Source organism: Flavobacterium sp., from assembly GCF_046155325.1.
Lineage (GTDB): Bacteria > Bacteroidota > Bacteroidia > Flavobacteriales > Flavobacteriaceae > Flavobacterium.
Genome location: NZ_JBJXDQ010000051.1, coordinates 1 through 18,449, shown reverse-complemented (window position 1 = coordinate 18,449; position 18,449 = coordinate 1). Strand labels below are relative to the sequence as shown.

General features: G+C 35.1%; 20 protein-coding genes, 1 tRNA gene and 1 pseudogene. 12 read left to right on the top strand and 10 right to left on the bottom strand.

Features of this window, described 5'->3' with window-relative positions:
- Positions 1 to 908, top strand: a 908-nt coding sequence (locus ACKVOD_RS03400; RefSeq protein WP_409208073.1) for a single-stranded-DNA-specific exonuclease RecJ, incomplete at its 5' end; no start/stop codon positions are given.
- 11 nt (positions 909 to 919) lie between these two features.
- Complete coding sequence (locus ACKVOD_RS03395) at positions 920 to 2,188, top strand: MFS transporter (protein WP_409208072.1); 1,269 nt, start codon at positions 920 to 922, stop codon at positions 2,186 to 2,188.
- On the opposite strand, the gene ACKVOD_RS03390 is transcribed toward ACKVOD_RS03395, so the two are convergent.
- The 3 genes from ACKVOD_RS03390 to ACKVOD_RS03380 form a co-directional block, all read right to left on the bottom strand.
- A complete protein-coding gene (locus ACKVOD_RS03390; RefSeq protein WP_409208071.1) occupies positions 2,189 to 2,941 on the bottom strand; it encodes a UDP-2,3-diacylglucosamine diphosphatase in 753 nt (250 codons plus the stop codon). It abuts the gene before it with no gap.
- A 159-nt stretch (positions 2,942 to 3,100) separates the two neighbouring features.
- On the bottom strand, positions 3,101 to 3,553 hold the full coding sequence (locus ACKVOD_RS03385; protein ID WP_409208070.1) for a 6-pyruvoyl trahydropterin synthase family protein: 453 nt from the start codon (positions 3,551 to 3,553) through the stop codon (positions 3,101 to 3,103).
- A gap of 1 nt (position 3,554) precedes the next feature.
- Positions 3,555 to 4,322, bottom strand: a complete 768-nt coding sequence (locus ACKVOD_RS03380; protein WP_409208069.1) for an enoyl-CoA hydratase/isomerase family protein — start codon at positions 4,320 to 4,322, stop codon at positions 3,555 to 3,557.
- A gap of 104 nt (positions 4,323 to 4,426) precedes the next feature.
- Between ACKVOD_RS03380 and ACKVOD_RS03375 the strand changes: the two genes are divergently transcribed.
- From ACKVOD_RS03375 to ACKVOD_RS03340, 8 genes are all read left to right on the top strand, one after another.
- Positions 4,427 to 4,500 (top strand) — tRNA-Ala (locus ACKVOD_RS03375).
- Positions 4,501 to 4,914: 414 nt separating this feature from the next.
- Positions 4,915 to 6,039 carry a Fic family protein gene (locus ACKVOD_RS03370; protein WP_409208068.1) on the top strand — a complete coding sequence of 375 codons (1,125 nt, stop codon included), beginning with the start codon at positions 4,915 to 4,917 and terminating at the stop codon, positions 6,037 to 6,039.
- Positions 6,040 to 6,438: 399 nt separating this feature from the next.
- The gene (trmB, locus tag ACKVOD_RS03365) at positions 6,439 to 7,116 is read left to right on the top strand and encodes a tRNA (guanosine(46)-N7)-methyltransferase TrmB (protein ID WP_409208074.1); all 678 of its coding nucleotides are present in this window, start codon (positions 6,439 to 6,441) and stop codon (positions 7,114 to 7,116) included.
- Positions 7,117 to 7,169: 53 nt separating this feature from the next.
- The gene (locus tag ACKVOD_RS03360; protein ID WP_409208067.1) at positions 7,170 to 7,802 is read left to right on the top strand and encodes a LysE family transporter; all 633 of its coding nucleotides are present in this window, start codon (positions 7,170 to 7,172) and stop codon (positions 7,800 to 7,802) included.
- Between the two features lie 5 nt (positions 7,803 to 7,807).
- Positions 7,808 to 8,140: an MGMT family protein gene (locus ACKVOD_RS03355; protein ID WP_409208066.1), complete on the top strand. Its 333-nt coding sequence runs from the start codon at positions 7,808 to 7,810 to the stop codon at positions 8,138 to 8,140.
- A gap of 170 nt (positions 8,141 to 8,310) precedes the next feature.
- Positions 8,311 to 9,438, top strand: a complete 1,128-nt coding sequence (locus tag ACKVOD_RS03350) for a P-loop NTPase (protein WP_409208065.1) — start codon at positions 8,311 to 8,313, stop codon at positions 9,436 to 9,438.
- A 4-nt stretch (positions 9,439 to 9,442) separates the two neighbouring features.
- A complete protein-coding gene (locus ACKVOD_RS03345; protein ID WP_409208064.1) occupies positions 9,443 to 9,682 on the top strand; it encodes a NifU family protein in 240 nt (79 codons plus the stop codon).
- Between the two features lie 33 nt (positions 9,683 to 9,715).
- A complete protein-coding gene (locus ACKVOD_RS03340; protein WP_409208063.1) occupies positions 9,716 to 10,033 on the top strand; it encodes a ferredoxin in 318 nt (105 codons plus the stop codon).
- Positions 10,034 to 10,096: 63 nt separating this feature from the next.
- Here ACKVOD_RS03340 and ACKVOD_RS03335 read toward each other — a convergent pair whose 3' ends face one another.
- The 5 genes and pseudogenes from ACKVOD_RS03335 to ACKVOD_RS03315 all read right to left on the bottom strand — a co-directional run.
- Positions 10,097 to 10,879, bottom strand: coding sequence for a DUF3050 domain-containing protein (locus ACKVOD_RS03335; RefSeq protein ID WP_409208062.1), 783 nt, complete (start codon positions 10,877 to 10,879; stop codon positions 10,097 to 10,099).
- Between the two features lie 92 nt (positions 10,880 to 10,971).
- Positions 10,972 to 12,150 (bottom strand): acyl-CoA dehydrogenase family protein, encoded by a 1,179-nt coding sequence (locus ACKVOD_RS03330; protein ID WP_409208061.1) that lies wholly within the window; start codon positions 12,148 to 12,150, stop codon positions 10,972 to 10,974.
- A 146-nt stretch (positions 12,151 to 12,296) separates the two neighbouring features.
- The gene (locus tag ACKVOD_RS03325; protein ID WP_409208060.1) at positions 12,297 to 13,004 is read right to left on the bottom strand and encodes a tRNA1(Val) (adenine(37)-N6)-methyltransferase; all 708 of its coding nucleotides are present in this window, start codon (positions 13,002 to 13,004) and stop codon (positions 12,297 to 12,299) included.
- Positions 13,005 to 13,190: 186 nt separating this feature from the next.
- Positions 13,191 to 13,715, bottom strand: coding sequence for a ribosome maturation factor RimM (gene rimM / locus ACKVOD_RS03320; protein ID WP_409208059.1), 525 nt, complete (start codon positions 13,713 to 13,715; stop codon positions 13,191 to 13,193).
- 238 nt (positions 13,716 to 13,953) lie between these two features.
- Positions 13,954 to 14,487, bottom strand: a pseudogene (locus ACKVOD_RS03315) (30S ribosomal protein S16); the annotation flags it as partial.
- A gap of 188 nt (positions 14,488 to 14,675) precedes the next feature.
- Here ACKVOD_RS03315 and ACKVOD_RS03310 point away from each other — a divergent pair.
- Entirely contained in the window at positions 14,676 to 15,143 is a 468-nt protein-coding gene (locus ACKVOD_RS03310; protein ID WP_409208058.1) for a DUF6252 family protein, read from the top strand.
- A 160-nt stretch (positions 15,144 to 15,303) separates the two neighbouring features.
- On the top strand, positions 15,304 to 15,669 hold the full coding sequence (locus tag ACKVOD_RS03305; RefSeq protein ID WP_409208057.1) for an RNA recognition motif domain-containing protein: 366 nt from the start codon (positions 15,304 to 15,306) through the stop codon (positions 15,667 to 15,669).
- Between the two features lie 167 nt (positions 15,670 to 15,836).
- On the opposite strand, the gene leuB is transcribed toward ACKVOD_RS03305, so the two are convergent.
- Positions 15,837 to 16,898, bottom strand: coding sequence for a 3-isopropylmalate dehydrogenase (gene leuB, locus ACKVOD_RS03300; protein WP_409208056.1), 1,062 nt, complete (start codon positions 16,896 to 16,898; stop codon positions 15,837 to 15,839).
- A gap of 35 nt (positions 16,899 to 16,933) precedes the next feature.
- Positions 16,934 to 18,449 (bottom strand): alpha-isopropylmalate synthase regulatory domain-containing protein (locus ACKVOD_RS03295; RefSeq protein WP_409208055.1); only part of this gene is annotated, 1,516 nt, incomplete at its 5' end.

The window sequence follows — 18,449 nt, the reverse complement described above, 5'->3', positions numbered from 1 at the left end:
AGACACTAGATATTACCGATGTAGTTTTTATTATTGCTCCCAGAATAAATGCGGCAGGACGAATAAAACACGGAAATGAAGCGGTAAAATTATTAACTGAATTTGATTTTGAACAAGCCCAACTATTCGCCTCAGAAATCGAAATCTATAATTCGGAGCGAAAAGATTTAGACAAACAAATTACCCAAGAAGCACTTTTGCAAATCGAAGAAAATAAGGAGCAAAAAAGATTCACTACCGTAGTTTTTCAAGAAAATTGGCACAAAGGAGTTATCGGAATTGTAGCTTCACGATTAATAGAAACTTATTATAGACCAACTTTAGTTTTTACCAAAAGTGGCGATAAATATGCCGCTTCGGCACGTTCTGTAAAAGGGTTTGATGTTTATAACGCCTTGGAAAGTTGCGGGGAACATTTAGAGCAATTTGGCGGTCACAAATATGCTGCTGGAATGACATTGTTGGAAGAAAATTATCAAAATTTTAAAGTGGCTTTCGAAAAAGTAGTTCAAGAAACGATTCCTACTGAATTATTGACTCCCGAAATTTCGATTGATGCCGAAATTAATTTATCGAATATTACGCCAAAACTAATCCGGATTTTAAAACAATTCGAACCTTTTGGACCTCAAAATATGGCGCCTGTTTTTTTGACTAAGAACGTTAAAGACACTGGTTACGGAAAACCTTTGGGGAAAGAAGAAGAGCATTTAAAACTTTTTGTCAAGGAATCCCGTCCCGAAACTTCAGGATTCGGGACAAACGGAATTGCAGCAATAGGTTTTGGTTTAGGTGATAAAATGGAAAACATAAACAATAGAAAACATTTCAATGTTGTATATTCTATTGATGAAAATGAATGGAATGGTAAAATTTCCCTTCAACTGCGATTGAAAGATATTAAGTAGAATTTATGAAAATGAAAAAAAACGATCCTTATTCCGCTTTGCGTTACCAAGAATTTAATGTCTTTTTAATATTACGTTTTATAATGGTTTTTGCTTGGTCTATGCAGTTTATAGTTATAGAATGGGTGGTGTATAGCTTAACGAAAGACCCACTCTCTTTGGGTATCATTGGACTAATGGAAGTGATTCCTGCTGTTGTTATGGCATTGTTTGCAGGACATATAGTAGATCAAAACGAAAAAAAAGGACTACTTCTAAAGTGTATTTTAGCATTTTCAGTCATCAGTTTTGGACTTTATATTTTAACCCTACCCGAAATTTCAAATCACTATACTACAAAAATTATTTTGTACGGTATTTATACACTCGTGTTCCTTGGCGGGTTAGTGAGAGCTTTTCTTGGACCGACTATATTTTCATTATTATCCTTAATTGTTCCCAAAAAAGAATATTCGAATGCCACTACCTGGAGTAGTTCGGTTTGGCAAATAGGTTCAGTTTTAGGCCCAGCTTTTGCAGGGTTTTCTATTTCATGGATTGGTATTCATGGCTCTATGAGTTTCGTTTTTGGATGTTCGGTTTTGTCATTAATAGCTTTATCACAAATAGAAACAAAGCCTATTTTAAATCCAAAAATCGGAGAACCCATAATGGATAGCCTCAAGGAAGGAGTCAAATTTGTATATAACAACAAAACCATATTAGGCGCATTATCACTAGACATGGTCGCGGTTTTGTTTGGTGGAGCAGTAGCCTTATTGCCTATTTTCGCTCAAGATATTCTAAAAGTAGGTCCAGAGGGATTTGGAATTTTAAGAGCCGCTCCTGCCATTGGTGCTTTTATCACCCTACTAATTACTGCCTATGTGCCTTTGAATAAAAACGCAGGGATGAAACTATTGACAGCCATTTTCTTATTTGGAATTTGTATTATCGTTTTCGGATTATCCACTATTTTTTGGTTATCTGTTTTTGCTTTGTTTATGAGCGGCGTTGTCGATGGGATTTCGGTGGTCATTCGACAAACCATTTTACAATTAAAAACTCCCGATCACATGCGAGGTCGTGTGGCGGCAGTAAATTCTATATTTGTTGGATCATCCAATGAATTGGGTGCTTTTGAAAGTGGCTTGACCGCAAAGCTAATGGGAACGGTTACAGCAGTAGTTTTTGGCGGCAGTATGACCCTTTTGGTAGTTATTTTTACTGGTATCAAATTGCCGGCATTTAGAAATTTAGATTTGCAAAAAGACTTAGACGAACATGAAAATCAGGAGTGATTACAATTTCTTCAACTCCAAAGTCTCCCCATCAAAAACACCATACGTAAAATAGTCAATCCAGTCTCCTAAATTCACGTACTCTGTGTTATCGCCAACGGAGATTTTCATCGGTAAATGACGGTGCCCAAAAACAAAATAATGGTAGTGTTTCGTTTCCAGTTTCCGTTTAGAGTAACTTACTAACCATTCGTTTTCTTCGCCAAGAAATTTCACATCGGCATCGCCAGAAATGAGTTTGTTTTTTGTCGAAAGATATTGTGCTAATTTCATTCCTATATCAGGATGAAGCCATCGATACAACCACTTTGAAAACGGATTTGTAAATATTTTTTTCATGCGTTTGTATCCCAAATCGCCAGGGCCTTTGCCATCGCCGTGACCAATAAGGAAGGTTTTTTCATTAAAAGTAAATTCCTGATTATCATGAAAAACCGGAATGTTCAGTTCTTTTTCAAAATAATCATTCATCCATAAATCATGATTACCAACAAAAAAATAAATCGGAATGCCACTGTCGCGAATTTCGGCTAGTTTTCCTAAAACCCGAACAAATCCTTTGGGGACTACGGTTTTATATTCGAACCAAAAATCGAATAAATCCCCTAATAAAAACAGAACCTCAGCATCTTGTTTGATTTCGTCAAGCCAAGCCACAAATTTTTGTTCTCTCGGAAAACTCAATTCAGGAGTTGGTGCACCAAAATGCTGGTCGGAGGCGAAATATATTTTTTTGTTGGGGGCGATTTGCATAAGATTAAATTAGTTTTTTCAACACGAATTACACGAATTAGCACGAATTAAAATTAAAAGTTAGTGTAATTATTTTTTAAATTATTAGATTTAGTGAAAATTTGTGAAATTCGTGTTGAAATATTTTTTTATTAAGGTCATCAAATCTTTTGGAATTCATCAACTATTATCCGAGGCGAACCATTCGGCGAAAGAAGATTCTGTTTCTTGCAATTTTAAAGAAAAAAGACCAATGTTTTCGGGTAATCTACTGATGATTCGTTTCGAAAAATCGACAACCATATTCTCACTTGTTGGTTGATAATCTACCAGAATTACATGATGTCCTCGGGTTTTTAATTCGTTTGCCAATTCAATATGCGGTGTAGTTTCGTTAAAAACGGTAGCGTGGTCAAACTGATCAACGATTTCTTCTTTAACGATTTTTTTCAAATCAGTAAAATCGATAACCATCCCAAATTTTACATTATTACGGTCTAATATTGGTGTTCCAATTACGGTAACCGACAATTTATAACTATGACCATGCACGTTTTTGCACTTGCCATCATAGCCATACAAGGCATGACCGGTTTCGAAACTAAACTGCTTGGTGATTCTGATTTTGCTCATTTTATTTTTTTAATTGTCGTAAGGCGTTTTTTGTAAAATCGGATAGGACTAGTTTTCCGGAAATAGCGGCTCTATCGTAGAGTAAAGTATCCCAATTTTCGGTGCCTTCCCAAAGTGTTTTTTTTATTTCTAATAAGGCTTCTATATTGTAAGACGCCAATTTTGAGCTAAACTGAGCCAATTCAATATCTAAAGTTACTTGTCCAGCAAAGACTTTGGTATACAATCCTTTGCTTTTTGCCCATTCCGAATCTTTCCAGTCGCTGGATGCTAAAGTTAATTCTGCCATGGCTGATTTTCCAATTTTTCTGCTAACAGCAGGTTCGATTACAAAAGGACCAATTCCTATTGAAAGTTCCGATAATTTAATACTACTATCCATAGTGGCAAAAACATAATCGCAAGCGGAAATTATGCCAACGCCACCGCCTACTGCCTTGCCTTGAATTCGTCCGATAATTATTTTCGAACAGCTACGCATGGCATTTATCACATTAGCAAATCCTGAGAAAAACCGAGTAGCTTCTTCTAAATTGGAAACCGCTAACAGTTCGTCAAAAGAGGCACCAGCACAAAAAACGCCTGTTCCGCTACTTCTTATAATAATTACTAAAACCTGTGGATTTTCGCTTAAGCTGTTGATTTCTTCTGTGAAGCCGCGCAACAAATCAGCGGGAAAACAATTACTCGTAGGATGTGCAAATTCTACTGTTGCAATTCTATTTTCTATTGTTGTTCCTATTGAACCTTTTGGGCTTTGATATAGCATTTTACTGATTTTGATGTAAAGTTAAAAATATTAAGGAAAGCAACTGATTTTTTTTCAAAATTTGCTTTAGGCTGTATTTATATGTTATATTTGTGCCTAGTCTTGGGGGATTAGCTCATTTGGCTAGAGCGCTTGCCTGGCAGGCAAGAGGTGGTCGGTTCGAATCCGATATTCTCCACATTGATTATCAAGGCCTTACAGAAATGTGAGGCTTTTTTTATGGGCTTTGGGTGGCGATATTAGGTGGAGTTTTGATAGGATGAGTGTGAAAATGAAGCTCTACTTATATGGCAGAGCTTCATTCTTTGAATTAAAAGATTAACCACCAAAATACCCAAATCCTTGTCGATTCACTTCCCTTACCACCTCGACTTTATCAATATAATTACCCAAAGTCACCTTCTCCGATTTCTGGTATCCCATTGAAGATAAAAACCCCGTTTTGATGTGCAATTTCGTTAAAAACGTTTTCCTCAAATTATTACAATAAGAATTTCTTTATTGTAAATAATGGCTGTTTTTTACAATAGCGTAATTATTATTGCAAATAAATGATTATTTTTACAACAACATTTTTTTAATTGTAAATACTATGCAAAATTTTAAATCAGGGCAATATATCAATCAAGGCTACTATAAAAGCTTCCAACCCCAATTTATTGATAAAGAATGGTTGCTTAGCGACATGGAATTATTGGCTTTACTTTCAAAAGCGGATAGGCATTTAGGTCGATTAGACATGTATAGTGAGCACATACCAGATGTTGATTTATTTATAAGCATGCACGTTTTAAAAGAAGCCACACAGAGTAGCCGTATTGAAGGAACTCAAACTAATATGGAGGAAGCTCTTTTAGACAGGGAAGATGTAAGTTTAGAAAAGCGTGATGATTGGGAAGAAGTACAAAATTATTTGGCTGCGATGCAAAAAGCAATTGAAATGCTCAACAAAATTCCTTTTTCAAGCCGACTACTAAAAGAAACACACAAAGTACTATTACAAGGAGTTAGAGGAGAACACAAGCTCCCAGGAGAGTTTAGAACTAGCCAAAATTGGATAGGTGGTGCATCTATAAATGATGCTGTGTTTATCCCGCCAACTCATACAAGCATTGGAGCGTTAATGAGTGATTTGGAGAAATTTACCCATAACGAAGAACACTTGTTGCCTGATTTAATCAAAATAGGAATTATTCATTATCAATTTGAAACTATTCATCCATTTTTAGATGGTAATGGTAGAGTTGGAAGACTACTAATTACACTTTATTTAGTTGACAAAGAAATATTAAATCAGCCTATTTTGTATTTGTCCGATTTTTTTGAACGTAACAAAACGTTGTATTATGATAATTTAATGAGAGCTAGAACACATAATGATTTAAAACAATGGTTAAAATTCTTTTTAGTGGGTGTTATTGAAACTGCTAAAAATGGGGTGTCAACTTTCGATGAAATTTTAAAATTAAAAAGAAATTCCGAATTACAAATACAAACACTAGGCTCAAGGTCTAATAATGCTCTAAAAATTCTGCATTATTTATTAAAAAAACCAATAATAGACGTTAATAAAGTTCTTGAAATTACAGGGGTTTCTCAACGTACAGGTTACAGTTTAATTGCCGATTTAGAGAAGTTAGAAATACTTGAAGAAGTTACAGGTGGAAAAAGAGGCAAGATTTATGCTTTCAAGAAATATTTAAAAATATTCAATTAGATAGTGACCTGCCAATTGCAAGAACTGCATAATTTAGCTATGCTTTCTTGGATGTATTTATAGGTGGCGAAATGCACGAAAATGCACGATTTTGCATTACCCAAAATACCCAAATCCCTGTCGATTTACTTCCCTTACCACCTCCACTTTATCAATATAATTACCCAACGTCTCCATCTCTTTTTTTTGAAAACCACTACTAAAGTACTACCAAGCCATAAAGCAATGTGATGCTTTTTTTATGGGGTCTGGTTTACTAATTAGATCTACTTTATTATCTCCTTTAACCTTCCGAAGTTTATTTTAGGAAACACCACTAATCGTCGTATATATTTACTTAATTTTGCTCACTGATATTTTTCGTTCGAATTGTACGAAATAAAAACATTTTATAAAAGCGTGGGAAGTAAAAATAAGTTAAAGCGATTCAAGGAAAACGAAACATTTACTAATGTATTTCAACCTACAAGAGAAGAAGTTGTAGGCGATTTATTTCCACTAAAAGGTAAATGGAATACCGATTTTTTTAAAAACGATAATCCATTGGTGCTTGAACTAGGTTGCGGTAAAGGCGAATATTCGGTAGGATTAGCCGAAAAATATCCTGATAAAAATTTCATCGGAATCGATATAAAAGGCGCTAGATTTTGGCGTGGAGCAAAAACTGCAGTTGAAACAAGTTTGCATAATGTGGCATTTATTAGAACCCAAATTGAATTAATAAATCATATTTTTATTGAAAATGAAGTCGACGAAATTTGGATTACTTTTCCCGATCCACAAATAAAATACAAACGGACTAAGCATAGAATGACCAACTCGGAATTTTTGCAATTGTATAAAAAAATTCTAAAAAAAGAGGGTATCGTTAATTTGAAAACCGATAGCGAATTCATGCACGGCTATACCTTAGGTTTATTGCATGGCGAGGGACATGAGGTGTTATATGCCAATCATAATATTTATGTAAACGAGGGTTCGCCTGATGAAGTTACTGCTATTCAGACCTTTTACGAAAAACAATATTTGGAAATTAACAAATCAATTACGTATATTCGATTTAAAATTAAGTCTTAACAAATAGTTTATAGTATATTTATTTTCTGTTTTTAAAACATGACTTCAAATAAATGAATATAATAACGCCTTTACTTATGGGTTTTTTTACCGCAATTATAGGGATTATTCCACCAGGACTAATCAATATGACTGCCGCTAAAGTGAATCTTAAAGAAGGACATCGAAACGCTCTCTGGTTTGTTTTAGGAGCCATACTAGTGATTGGCTTTCAAACCTTTTTTGCTATTGTATTTGCTAAAATTATTAATAAGCGACCAGATTTAGTTGTTTTATTACGTGAAATAAGTTTAGGGATTTTTATTACTTTAACCCTTTATTTTTTGGTTTTGGCCAAGAAACCCAAAACTAAAACCAAACTGCTTAAAAAAAACAGTAAAACCAATCGGTTTTTTCTAGGCATGTTACTTTCTTTCCTGAATTTTTTACCAATACCGTATTATGTTTTTATATGTATGAGTTTAGCCTCGTTTAAGCTATTTTCATTCGACACAACATCTATTATAATCTTTGTGAAGGGTGTTGTGTTAGGGTCGTTTTTGGTTTTTTACTGTTATATAACCTTTTTTAATCGAATTGAAAGCAAAACAGATTATCTAACCAAAAACATAAACACTATAATTGGGTGCATAACGGGATTCATTTCGATTATTACTTTGTGGAATATTGTTCAATATTATTGGTAGTATAAATGACGAGCCCATCTGATAATTTTTTTGAAAAAGTATATGCTATCGCCAGACAAATTCCTTATGGGAAAGTTACCTCCTATGGTGCCATTGCAAAAGCTTTGGGAACAGCCCGATCTGCAAGAATGGTAGGCTGGGCAATGAATAATTGTCATCATAGGGATGATATTCCAGCACACCGAGTAATCAATCGAAAAGGATTACTCACTGGAAAACATCATTTTGACGGCACAAACCTCATGCAGCAATTACTAGAAAACGAAGGAATTATTGTAGTCGACAATCAAATTCAGGATTTCGAAAAAGTGTTTTGGACACCAAAAATGGATTTGTAATTATTTACTGATTTCAAATCCCGAAGCTTCGGGATACAATAATTACAAAAACCGTTAACTAAATTTTATCAATAACAGTCTAAACTTTAAACTCATAAACTTTTAATACTTTAAAGTTCTTAGTATATTTGCAATCTGAAATTAGTCTTAATTAAGACAAGAAATATATTATGAAATTAGACAAAACTGCTATCCTAAAAGCATTAGAAACTATAACTATCGCTGGCGAAGGAAAGAATATGGTAGAAAGTGGCGCCATTGCAAACGTAGTCACTTTTGGTGATGAAATCATAATAGATTTGTTGTTGCATACTCCTGCCATGCACATCAAAAAAAGAGCCGAAGACGATATAAAAAAAGTTATTTCTGAATTAGTTTCTCCCGAAGCTAAAATCAAAATAAATAGTAAAGTCGAAATCCCTGATAAACCAGAAATAAAAGGAAAAAATATTCCTGGAATAAAGAATATAGTTGCAGTTGCTTCAGGAAAAGGAGGCGTAGGAAAATCTACTATAACCGCAAATCTAGCCGTTACGCTTGCTAAAATGGGATTTTCTGTAGGAATTCTTGATGCTGATATTTATGGCCCATCGATGCCAATAATGTTCGATGTAGAATCCGAAAAACCGATTTCGGTAACCGTAAACGGGAAATCTAAAATGAAACCCGTAGAAAGTTACGAAGTCAAAATACTTTCGATTGGTTTTTTTACTTCGCCTAGTCAAGCGGTTATTTGGCGTGGACCAATGGCTTCTAAAGCTTTAAATCAAATGATCTTTGATGCTGATTGGGGAGAATTAGATTTTTTATTGCTGGATTTACCTCCAGGAACTGGTGATATTCACCTTTCGATAGTACAATCCTTGCCTATTACTGGTGTAGTAGTTGTTAGTACTCCACAAGCTGTTGCATTAGCCGATGCTAAAAAAGGAGTTTCTATGTTCATGTCTGATGCAATCAATGTTCCTGTTCTGGGAATTATAGAAAACATGGCATATTTTACTCCAGAAGAACTACCAAATAACAAATATTATATTTTCGGAAAAGAAGGTGCTAAAAATCTTTCAGAAGATTTAGCAGTACCATTTTTAGGTGAAGTTCCTATCGTACAATCTATTCGTGAGGCAGGAGACTACGGTCGTCCAGCAGCATTGCAAACGGGCTCGATAATAGAAACCGTTTTCGAGGAAATTACTCGAAATGTAGTTCAAGAAGTAGTCAATAGAAATAAAAATTTACCTGCTACCGAGGCTGTCAAAATTACCACAATGGCAGGTTGTTCTGCTGTAAAAAAATAAAAAAATGACAACAGAAGAATTAACAGCCAATGTTGAAAAAGCTTTAGAGGAAATTCGTCCTTTTTTGAATTCTGATGGCGGTGATATCTCACTCGTTTCTATAGAAAAAGGTAAGCATGTAATCGTTCGCCTAGAAGGAGCTTGTACCAGTTGTAGTGTGAACCAAATGACCTTGAGAGCAGGTGTAGAAACCACTATAAAAAAATTTGCCCCCCAAATTGAAACGGTAGTGAACATTTCTTAAAACATAAAATTACCCAATTCTAGATAGTATAAAATGGATGTATTAATAAAAATTAAAGATCGAGAAGGAGTTATTCATGAATTACAAGCTCCTACGGATATGGCCATGAATATCATGGAATTATGTAAAGCGTATGAGCTTCCAGTAGAAGGAACTTGTGGCGGAATGGCTATGTGTGCTTCTTGCCAATGTTATGTTTTAAATGATGTTACATTACCCGAAATGGGAGAAGATGAAGAAGCTATGCTATCGGAAGCTTTTTATGTAAAATCGAATAGCCGATTGGGTTGTCAAATTCCAATAACGGTTAATCTTGAAGGATTAGAATTAGAATTGGCACCAGAATCTTAGTAAAAAAGGGGTTCAAATGAAATGCTTTTTTTAGTGGGAATTATTAAAATCGGATTATATTTTTTATACTAATGTAGTATTCATTTCGATTGACTCTTCTATTGCATTCCATAAACCAATTCTTTTTTCAAGTGCCAAAATCGAAATTTCTTCGACTTCTTTCCATTTTACCGCATCGTTTCCACAAAGCTCGGTTATCATTTGCATCGCCATTGGACCATGTTCGTCAGCATCTAATTCAATATGCCTTTCGAAATAATAAATGAGTTTGCTTAAATTAGTTTCAGGAAAATTAGCCTGAAAGCTCATTAATATTTTGGTGAACATCGACGGAATGAGGTCTTCTCTCCCAAAAGTGAAAGCCGCAGCGATTTCGTGTGTTTTTCCTTCCTCGATAACTCTAAAAGTAAAATCTAAAAAGGCCTTAATATTAGGGTGTAAATCACTTTTTTTGATGGCAACAAATATATTGCGAAGGGATTCTACTTCTATTAAAAAAGATGATATTCCTTTTGTATTTGCACCACAAAATCCCATCGCCTCAATATACATTTCATAATGACTTTGGCGTTTTCCATCAAGAGTCAAATCGGATTCTTCGGCCAAAACAATTTCGTTTATTAAATAACGAGTTTCAGGATTTTCGGTTGCAAACCAGGGGGTTGTAGTACAAGTAAGTTTTGATTGTAACGCCTTCAACAAGGACATGAAATCCCAAACGGCATAAACATGATTTTCAAGAAAAATTAATAAATCTTCAATAGATTGCACTTTTTTGTACAAGGAGTGATTTAATAATGCTTCTTTTTGAGACTGAATGCTCTTGTTTATAGTTTCAATATTCATAAGTATATTTTTTATGTAAAAATAAAAAAGCTTCTTTGAAACAAGAAACTTTTACAATCAATTTTATAAATACTTTAATAGTTGTTTATATCTTATTTAAAAGCAGAAATCCCCGTAATATCCATTCCTGTTATCAATAAATGAATGTCGTGGGTACCTTCATAAGTAATTACCGATTCTAGATTCATCATGTGACGCATTATTGAATATTCGCCACTAATACCCATTCCACCTAGTATTTGTCGGGCTTCACGAGCAATATTTATCGCCATGTTTACATTATTTCGCTTCGCCATCGAGATTTGAGCTGTTGTAGCTTTTCCCTCATTTTTCAAAACTCCTAATCGCCAAGTTAATAATTGCGCTTTTGTGATTTCGGTAATCATTTCGGCTAATTTCTTTTGTTGCAATTGTGTTCCAGCTATAGGTTTCTCAAATTGTATTCGCTCTTTCGCATAACGCAAAGCTGTGTCATAACAATCCATTGCAGCACCAATCGCTCCCCAAGCAATACCATAACGTGCAGAGTCCAAACAACCCAATGGCGCACCCAATCCCGATTTATTGGGCAAAATATTTTTTTTTGGCACTTTCACATTATCAAAAATTAACTCCCCTGTTGATGAGGCTCGAAGCGACCATTTGTGGTGGGTTTCGGGGGTTGTAAATCCCGACATTCCTCTTTCTACAAGTAAACCATGTATTCTTCCTGTTTCATCTTTTGCCCAAACTACTGCAAAATCAGCAAAAGGAGCATTCGAAATCCACATTTTAGCACCGTTTAAAAGATAATGGTCACCTTTATCTTTAAAGTTGGTAATCATACTTCCGGGATCAGAACCATAATTGGGTTCGGTTAAACCAAAACAACCTATGAGTTCGCCCGAAGCCAATTTGGGTAAATATTTTAGGCGTTGTTCCTCATTTCCGTATTTCCAAATCGGATACATGACCAACGAAGATTGCACCGAAGCGGTTGAACGAACACCCGAATCGCCACGTTCTATTTCTTGCATAATCAAACCATAGGAAATTTGATCCAAACCAGCACCGCCATATTCTTGGGGAATATAAGGCCCAAATGCCCCAATAGTAGCCAACCCTTTGATGATTTGCTTAGGAAATTCAGCTCGCTGAGCGTAATCTTCGATAATGGGCGAAACTTCACGCTTGACCCATTCACGAGCAGAATCACGGACTAATTTATGTTCATCCGTCAATAATTCGTCAAGGTTGTAATAATCTGGAGCTTGAAATAAGTCTGGTTTCATAGTGTTTTTAATTATGAAAACAACGCAAATAGGCGCGGCAATCCAATGTCTATTGTACAAATCTAGGTAAAGAAATATAACAAAACAACGTAATATTGTTAATTTTATGAAAAAAATAAAATAGTTCTAATACCTTGAGATAGGTTTCACATCTTCAAATAAAAATCCTTCGTCAAGAAGATGTATTCTGGAGTATAAATATGTCTAGCTGTTTCTATGATTAATTCATCAATTGGAAATTCAGTAACTTCATTTCGGCTAAAAGCCAAAAGACTGCGTTTAATTTCGGAGATTGGAGTTCCTTTTAAGCGGGAAATTTTTATTGGAAATAATTCATAATCTTTGGCCAAAGCCAAGAAAGTTGATTCTTCCTTGAAAGGAATAATAACAGAGAAAATTCCTTTTTCAGAAAGTAATAAAGCCGCAGCTTCTATCAAATCTTCAAAAGGCATTGCGTCTTGAAAGCGCGACAAATCACGTTGGTCGTTGCTTGATTTGTAATCTTCGCTGTAAAAAGGTGGATTCGAAACGATTAAATCATACTCGTCTTCAGGTTCTTCGATAAATTCGTCCAAGCCAGCATGAAAACAAAACAAGCGGTCATTCCAAGGGGAATTTTCAAAATTATCCGTTGCTTGTTCGTAAGCTTCTTCGTCAATTTCCAACGCATCGATTTGCTCAGCCGAACTTCTTTGTGCTAACATCAAAGCAATAATTCCTGTCCCCGTTCCTATATCTAAAATGCTTAAAGTATTTTTTTTTATAGGAGTCCAAGCTCCAAGCAAAACACCATCGGTTCCAATTTTCATGGCACATCGATCTTGTTCAAGTGAGAATTGTTTGAATTGAAACATTTGAATTGAAAATTAAAAATTGATAATGATTTTTTTAAGAAAGATAATTACCTAACCCTTATGATAGTGATGTGTTATTGTGCCAGTGTTTGGCGCAAAAGATTTAACGAACATCAGGATATTGCTTCATAAAAATTCACAAAGACCACATTTGATAATTGTTAATTATCAATTATTCATTGTTAATTACAAATACATTTCAATAAGACCTTCCGGCAAATCCATGACAACTTTTTGGTTTTCTCGGTCAATTTTAATCAAGAAATGGTCAATCATCGGAATTAGAATTTCGACTTCACCATTCAGCACTTCGAAAAGTGGTTGGGCAGTAGAATCATTTATAGATTGAATTTTTCCGACAATTCCAAGCCGTTTGTCTTCAACCTCAAAACCTATTACTTCGTGATAATAGAATTTATTACCCGTAAGTTTTGGTAATAATCGCAGGGGCAGATATAAATCATTTCCAAGTAAAGCATCCGCTTCTTCTTCTGTATTCAAATCTTCAAAACGAATTCTAAGAAAATCGTTTTTGTGTAGTGAACTGCTTTCAATAAAAAAAGGAACCAGGTGTTTGTTGCACTCAACAAACACTGATTCCAAGTTTTCGTATAACTCTGGTTCGTCCGTGTCTAAATAGGCTAGAACTTCCCCTTTGAAACTAAATTTTTTTGCGATTTTACCTAAATAGAAACAATCTTCTTTACGCATCGTCGCTTGAAAATTATGCTTCTTTTGTTTCGTTACTTTCTTCTGCAGCAGGAGTTTCTTTAACTTCAACTTCAGCAACAGCAGTTTCTTCAGCAACAGGAGATTCTTCAACTGCAACTTCTTCAACTTCTGGAGTTTCTACCTCAACAGCAGCAACTACTTCTTCAACAGCAATTTCTACAATAGGAGTTTCAACTACAGCTTCTTCTTCAGAAGCAGTTTCTGCTACGGCAACCACTTCAACTACAGTGTCTTCATCAACTGCTGTAACTTCTTCTTGAGTTTCTTCTACTGGATTTGCAGCAGCGATTGCATCTGCTTCTGCTTGAACAGCTACAGCTAAACGTTTTGCATTTACAGCTTGTTCTGCTTTGAAAGCTTTAGATTTGGCATCAGCTTGTGCTTTTGTTAAACCTTCTTTTTTAGAATCTACTTTTCCAGCTTTAGCCTCTAGCCAAGCAGCTAATTTGGCGTCTGCTTGTTCTTGTGTCAAAGCTCCTTTACGAATACCTCCATCTAGGTGGTGTTTCAATAAAGCACCTTTGTAAGAAAGAATTGCTTTTGCAGTATCTGTTGGTTGAGCACCATTGTGCAACCATTTTACTGCGCTATCCAAATCTAATTCGATAGTTGCAGGATTAGTGTTTGGATTGTAAGTACCTATTTTTTCTAGGTATTTACCATCTCTTTTTGAGCGAGCATCGGCTGCTACAACCCAGTAAAACGGTTTTTGTTTTTTACCGTGTCTTTGTAATCTAATTTTTACTGACATAATCTTATGATTAAATTTTGAGGTACTCGACCTCTGTTAATTAAGGGTGCAAAGATACATTTTTTATCAATAAATACTAATTTTAATTCTTTATTCCTAATAGTGTAAATTTCACAGCTTAATTTTGAGGTAAATTTCCGTTATATAGTCAAAATAATATACTTTTGTTTAATTTAATTTCTGAAATTATGAAAAAACTGTTTTTCTGTTTTTTACTGTTATTTACTTTGTTCTCTTGCCAAGATGATGTAAAATTCAATAATCCATCTATTCAAGGCATCAAAGACAATGCTTTTTGGAGAGCTATAAATTATGACGCTACTTTGTCAAATACTGGGGTTTTAAAAATAAATGCATATACCCGAAATGAAATACTGACGCTAAAAACTTCTTCTAAAAACCTTAATACCTATGTATTAGGAATGAATACATCAAATACAGCCTCTTATAAAATAACAATTAAAAATGTCGATACTGTTTTCTCAACAGGAAGTGATTTTGGGGATGGTGAAATAGTAATTGAAGATTATGATAATGTAAACAAAACTGTTACAGGTTCTTTTAGATTTAATGTAAGTAATATTGACAACAACCCTCTATATAATTCATTTGTCAATTTTCAACAGGGTGTTTTTTACAAAGTTCCTGTAAATTAAGATTTTGATTTATTTACACTAACATAAAACCGCTGTAATTAGGAGTATTTAGTCTATATTCTTTTTACACTTCTATAAAAATATAAAACTAAATTAGCTAATACCTAGTAGATTAGAAAAATAAGACTACATTTGCAACTTATATTATAAATAAGTACATATGAACATTTTTGTTGGAAGCCTTCCATTCAGTATTGAGGAAGCAGATTTAAGAGAGTCTTTCGAGGCTTATGGAGCAGTTGATTCTGTAAAAATTATAACTGATAAATTTACTGGAAGAAGTAAAGGATTCGGTTTTGTTGAAATGCCAAATGATGACGAGGCTCAAAAAGCAATTGATGAGTTAAACGGAGCGACTGTTCAAGGTCGTGCTATTGTAGTTAACAAATCTGAGCCAAAACCAGAAGGCGAAAGAAGAAGTTTTAACAGCAACAGCCGTGGTGGAGATTCACGCGGAGGTTATGGTGGTGGTGGAAACAGCCGTGGTGGAGAAAACCGTGGTGGTGGAAACAGAGGAGGATATTAATATTTTCTTTTTAACATAAAAAAAGGTGTCAATGTAAATTGACACCTTTTTTGTTTTTCCTCACCCCTGCCCTCTCCTTTGGAGAAGGAGTCGAAAGTGGATTTAAAATAGATTTGACAACTTTTTGAAAGTTGTCAAATCTTATTGAAATTTGAAACCAAAATAAACTAAAGATTAGCAACTAACCAATCTCCAACTTCACTTGTTTTATATGCTTTTGCTCCTTTTGCAGCTAAATCCTCAGTAACAATTCCTTGTTCTAAAGATTTGTTTACTACGGCTCTAATGGCCTCTGCTTCTGCTTTCAATCCAAAAGCATCTTCAAACATCATCGCTGCAGATAATACTGTTGCCAACGGATTTGCAATATCCAATCCTGTAGCTTGCGGATAAGATCCGTGAATTGGCTCGTACAATGAAGTGTGTTCCCCAACAGATGCTGAGGGCATTAATCCCATTGAACCTGAAATTACCGAAGCTTCGTCTGTTAAAATATCTCCAAATAGATTCTCCGTAATTAAGACGTCATAAGAGTTTGGCCATTGAACCAATCGCATCGCAACGGCATCAACAAATTCATAGCTAACTTCCACTTCTGGATAGTCTTTTTCCATGGCTTGCACGGTTTCTCTCCATAAACGGGATGTTTCCAATACGTTTGCTTTGTCAACGCAACATAATCTTTTGCTACGGGTCATGGCTAATTCAAATCCTTTTTTTGCTAAACGTTGTACTTCAACTCTAGTGTAAGTACAAGTATCGAAAGCCGTTTCGCCACCGTCTTTTCTTCCTTTTTCTCCAAAATAAATTCCGCCGGTTAATTCTCTAAGAAAAATCAAGTCGGTTCCTTCAATCCGTTCTCTTTTTAAAGGAGAATTGTCAATCAAGGATGGAAAAGTAAATGTCGGACGAACATTGGCAAACAAACCTAATTTCTTGCGCATCAATAATAATCCTTGTTCTGGACGAACAGGTGCACTTGGATCGTTGTCGTATTTTGGATGACCAATAGCTCCAAACAAAACCGCATCAGCTTTCATGCAGATTTCATGAGTTTCATCAGGATAAGGAACTCCAACTGCGTCAATCGCACAAGCACCAGTCAATGCTGGAATCCAATTGATTTCGTGATTAAATTTTTTGGCAATGGCATCAGAAACTTTTACGGCTTCGTTAATTACTTCTGGTCCAATTCCGTCTCCGGCTAAAAGGGCAATATTATATTTCATTCTTTTTATATTGAGTTATTGATTTTTCTTTTGGATTAAACGGCTACAACGTTCAACATTTTTTGTGTGGCAACGATGGCAGCAACGGTTTGGTCGGAATCCAATCCTCTGGTTTTAAATTCTTTTCCGTTATTGGTCCAAGTGATTATAGTTTCGCACAACGCATCCGAACTACTTCCGGGTGGAATCCTCACGGCATAATCAATCAGTTTTGGCAAAGACATTTTTTTGCTTTTGTATATTTTTCCCAAAGCATTCATAAAGGCGTCGAATTGTCCGTCACCTTGTGCATGTTCTTCGATAATTTCGCCATCTATTTTCAAACAAAGTGTCGTGGATGGACGCATTCCTTTGGCATGAGCCAAAACATAGGATTCAACGATAATTTTCTCTTCATAAGTCTGGCTGTCCAAAACATCGGAGATGATATAAGGCAAATCTTCTTTGGTAACGGTTTCTTTTTTGTCACCTAATTCGATTATTCTTTGGGTAACCAATTTCAAATCTTCTTGATTTAGTTTTAATCCTAATTCCTGAAGGTTCTTTTCGATATTGGCTTTACCAGATGTTTTTCCTAGTGCATATTTTCGTTTTCTTCCAAAACGCTCTGGAAGCAAATTATTAAAATATAAATTATTCTTATTGTCCCCATCGGCATGAATTCCTGCTGTTTGTGTAAAAACATTATCCCCTACAATTGGTTTGTTGGCAGGGATTCTATAACCGGTAAAAGTTTCGACTAATTTACTTACGGAATATAATGAAGATTCTTTTATGTTGATTTTCACTTCAGGCATAAAATCATTGATTACCGCAACAACACTTTCTAAAGGCGCATTTCCAGCACGTTCGCCCATTCCGTTTACCGTAACGTGCAAACCGTTTATACCCGCTTTTACCGCTTCCATGACATTGGCTACACTTAAATCGTAATCATTATGGGCATGGAAATCAAAATGCGTATTTGGATATTTTGCAGTTATTTTTGAAATAAATTCAAAAGTATCTGATGGAATTAAAACCCCTAATGTATCGGGTAATAAAATTCTTTTTATAGGTTGCTTTGTTATAAAATCCAAATATTGAAAAACATATTCCGGAGAATTGCGCATACCATTACTCCAATCTTCGAGATAAACATTGGTTTCAATTCCGTTTTCATTTGCTAATGCAATGGTTTGTGCAATTTCGAAAAAGTGAACTTCAGGTGTTTTTTTCAATTGATGAGTCAAATGATTCAATGAACCTTTGGTCAACAAATTCTGAACTTTAGCGCCCGTTTTTTTCATCCAATCTATAGAAAGACCTCCGTCAACAAAAGTGAGAACTTCAATACGATCCGTATATCCTTTTTCTTCGGCCCAAGCCATAATTCCTTTCACCCCTTGAAATTCACCTTCGCTTACTCGAGCGGAGGCAATTTCGATTCTATCAATATTTAATTCCTCCAGCAACAATTGTGCAATGGTTAGTTTTTCTGCAGCAGAAAAAGATACTCCCGATGTTTGTTCTCCATCGCGAAGTGTCGTGTCCATTATTTCAATTTTTCTT